The organism is Bradyrhizobium australafricanum (assembly GCF_020329495.1).
Taxonomy (GTDB): Bacteria; Pseudomonadota; Alphaproteobacteria; order Rhizobiales; family Xanthobacteraceae; genus Bradyrhizobium; species Bradyrhizobium australafricanum.
The window spans coordinates 1-3,345 of sequence record NZ_JAGKJL010000152.1; the positions used below are offsets into that span (position 1 = coordinate 1).

Here is a 3,345-nt window from a genome sequence, read left to right on the forward strand (position 1 = left end):
AAGCGCTCATTCAGGATGTTCCAGTCGATCAGCGCTGCCAACCGCACCAGCGGATGACCCATGTCGATGATCTGATCAAGCGCCGGAAGCAACAGGTCTTTCTGGCGATCATCCCGCGGCTTGCTCATCGCATTCCCCAATGTCGACGACGCCGTCAGGGAATCACGAATCACCCAAAAGCAAAACCTAAAACGCAAGAAAGCGAGGTCCAATACCCCGCTTTCCTGCAAAATCGAATACTACATCAAGACCAATTCTGCTTATTTCTCAAGTCAATCCGCTTTCTTCACGGACGACTAAATCGTCCATGGGTCCACCTTCACGCTCGCCCGCAGCGTACGCTGAATTACGTCTTGATTTACCTCAACCTTGGCTGGCCCACCCGCTGGAAATCGTCAGCATTCGCTTTCGGGCGTTCGGGGCGCATCGGGTATCTCCTTCGATCGGGACACCCGAAACACTTGCAGTTATTATGCTACGAACTAACAGGACAGAACACTAGTCTAGCTAGCTTTGCATTTCTGGATCTGAAATGCGGGCCAGCATCTTAACGTGGGGGCCCGCCCGTTTGAAGATCGGCTCCCAAAAGGCGTAGGCCTTCTCGGCGAAACTCGCGCTTACGGTGAACTTCGTGACCGCTCCCCGATATGCAGCCTGTCGTCCGCAGCCCTGCCCCTCGACAAGGTGCCAAATGAATTGAGCGACCTGGCGCGCGTACGTGCTCGGGCGACCTCGGTGGTTGGGTACGATCTCAAGCCGCATGGTCCCAGTGTCGCGCGTCTCTGGTTCAGTGATACCGGCGAGCCAGATGAAGATTGATGGATCAATGCTCGCCGCATAGCCGTCGCGCTTGAGCTGTTGATTGATCATAGAGAACGCGCTGGCGGCTTCTCTGAAGCATTCGCTCAGGATGGAGTTCGCCTCATTCTCCAGCTTGCCGCTGCGAAGATCGTCCAGCAATCTGACAGCCTCGTCAGTGAGTCGCCGCATGTATCGCGGTTGCAGCTGCCCTGCGCTGTCCGCTGGTTCCTTCTGCACAATCAATTCGACCGCATCCGTGCGGCACTCCGTTGCAGCGCTTTTAAGAACGGTCAAAGAATCGCTTTCAATAATGGGACCTGCTGACGGCGCTTCACCTTCCATCTGCGTCCCTATGAGGTCCTCTGCATGATCCAACGCAACATCTCGTCTGACGTTGATGTTTTCAAAAGCTCTGTCTTGATAGTCCTTCGCAATCTCCACCATCATCTCGATGGCAGTGTCGGAATCCAGGATTTCGGACTTGCGCAGCGCCGCCGCATTCCGAGAGTCGTGCGCTGCAAAGAAACTCGGGGCCGCTTGTTTTGCAAGGATTGTTTGATAAGATGTATTCGCGCTCGTGAGCTCCGATCGGGGGTCGGAAGCAGCAATCCCGCCGGACAACACAAACAGGCCATCGTCAACGGCCCGGCTCGCCGCCGCGGTAAGCTCTACGAGCGAGCGTCGCACGCAGCGCGTCCGCCTACCACGCCGCTTTTTCGTTTCTTGCGTGCGGCTCATGATCTGATGCCCCCTCGACAAGCTTCCTTAAGATCCAGCGCCATAGCTCGCGAACTTCCTCCGAGGCTTTTCCCTCATGGGAAAACTCGGTCACGCCTAATCCTGCTCCAAGCGCGTCCTGGTGGTCATTGCGCTGTCCGACAAAGGGAAGCGCAAGCACCCCGAGCGAATTGAGCGACGTTGCAGCTTCACTCAAGCGGCAACCCCGCGGTGGCGTCTGATTGAGCACGAAAGCAAATCGGCGGTTGAGCCTACGAATGGCAATCAGCGTAGGTATCGCAGCTTCGATGTCGGCCAGACTTGGACGCACCGGCATCAGGCAAAGATCAGCACTCGCGATGGCACGCATAGCCAGTGCATTGTTCGTGGGGGCGGTATCGATGACTGTAAGCCAGATCCCCTCAGCTTCAAGACTGACGAGCGCCCCTTCTATTGTGGCGGGATCGGCGACCCGAACGACCCGCGGATAGGGATGCCCGCGCCGCTCTGTCCATTTTGAGATCGTCCCTTGTGGATCCGCGTCGACAATTCCGACGCGCTGCCCGTTTCCCATCGCGGCCACTGCGATTCCGACCGCCAGCGTGCTCTTGCCGCTTCCTCCTTTTTGGGTGACTAGAGCAAGGACATACATCGCCTGCGCGTCCCGGACAACAACGACATGAAACACACGAGGTGAGCCTACCATTCCCTATCGCGAATCGCATCAATAGCGAGCGCGGAACTCACAATCAAATCGGAGCGCAGCCACTAACTATAGTAGCGCGATATACGGCGCCCAACGCCGGCCGGTCCAAACATTGGGCCACGCGGACATTCCACGGCCAACCCGAACGTTTAAAGATGCCGGCCAGCGCTGCTACAAAGGCAGGACTCTCGCTTAATCCGACCCTTACTGTTTGCCGCTTTCGCGACGGCGCATCGAGTGATAAGCTGACCTTTCTCGTCAGGGGCAAGCCTGTTTGTGACGGAATCCGTTTGGCGGGCATACCGGAATCGTGAGTCCGCTGTTGCCATTTTGACGGATTCAGCGGGAGGTCGTGAGAGACAACCGCGCCAGCTAAGTGCTGTTGCAGCTTCCGGACAGGCACGTCATCAATCCGACACCGTTGAACGCGATGGAGACGTGCGGCTGATGCCGAGGACGCAAGGTGATTGGATCAATCTCACCATCGTGTAAGACGATCAGCCCACCTGGCCTCAAGCCGAGACTTTGCAACATTTCAGGTTCAAGCGGGAAGTTGAGCATTGCGGCATTGGCGCCGTTGTCTTCAATAGTCAGCTGCACGGCTTCGATCTGGTCAGCGACTGCAACCGCGTTAGTTACGTGCCGGTACTCTTCATCGTCGTCGCCGTCTTTCTCGATGGCGACAGTCACTATCCAACTACGCATCTTGCTGCGCCTCGGGAAGCGTCGCCCACGAGCTATCGAGCCTCTGCAATTCCGCAGCCAGTGGACACGCTGGCTGTGAATCGGGTGGTGTGCCGGACGGTATTCCGGGAACCTTCTCCACCGGGTCACCGGAGGCGGTCGCCCGCCCCCGGTTCCCACAGAACGTGGCGTGCGGATTTCCCGCACCGACGCTCTTCGACAGTTGGTTCACAGCACCGCAAGCGCCTGCAGCTCCCGATAAGGAAGGCGCAGCTTAGGCTTCAGCAACGGTGTCCGTTCTTTGATTTGGTTGAAGGCGTCCCAAGTGAGGTGGCCGCCTGCCCAGCTGCGGCTGCGCAGCATTCCGCGCCAGTAACGCTCCACGGCCCGATAAACTTTTACGAGACTCCGGAGATTTCCGGCGACGCCGTAATAGG

5 protein-coding genes are annotated in these 3,345 nt (G+C 57.6%); all 5 read right to left on the reverse strand.

Annotation, left to right across the window (positions count from 1 at the left end):
• A partial coding sequence (locus tag J6525_RS46060) for a hypothetical protein (RefSeq protein ID WP_225644121.1) occupies positions 1–212 on the reverse strand: 212 nt, incomplete at its 3' end.
• A 295-nt stretch (positions 213–507) separates the two neighbouring features.
• A complete protein-coding gene (locus tag J6525_RS46065) occupies positions 508–1,539 on the reverse strand; it encodes a hypothetical protein (RefSeq protein WP_141343341.1) in 1,032 nt (343 codons plus the stop codon).
• The gene (locus J6525_RS46070) at positions 1,502–2,206 is read right to left on the reverse strand and encodes an AAA family ATPase (RefSeq protein WP_225649573.1); all 705 of its coding nucleotides are present in this window, start codon (positions 2,204–2,206) and stop codon (positions 1,502–1,504) included. Before J6525_RS46070 ends, J6525_RS46065 begins: the two co-directional genes overlap by 38 nt.
• A 390-nt stretch (positions 2,207–2,596) precedes the next feature.
• On the reverse strand, positions 2,597–2,914 hold the full coding sequence (locus tag J6525_RS46075; RefSeq protein ID WP_225649574.1) for a hypothetical protein: 318 nt from the start codon (positions 2,912–2,914) through the stop codon (positions 2,597–2,599).
• A 222-nt stretch (positions 2,915–3,136) separates the two neighbouring features.
• Positions 3,137–3,345: hypothetical protein (locus tag J6525_RS46080; RefSeq protein ID WP_446471744.1), on the reverse strand; the 209-nt coding region annotated here is incomplete at its 5' end.

Excerpts from the sequence above, each read along its gene's own strand:
- J6525_RS46065 (WP_141343341.1), bottom strand. The coding sequence starts at position 1,539 with ATGAGCCGCACGCAAGAAACGAAAAAGCGGCGTGGTAGGCGGACGCGC.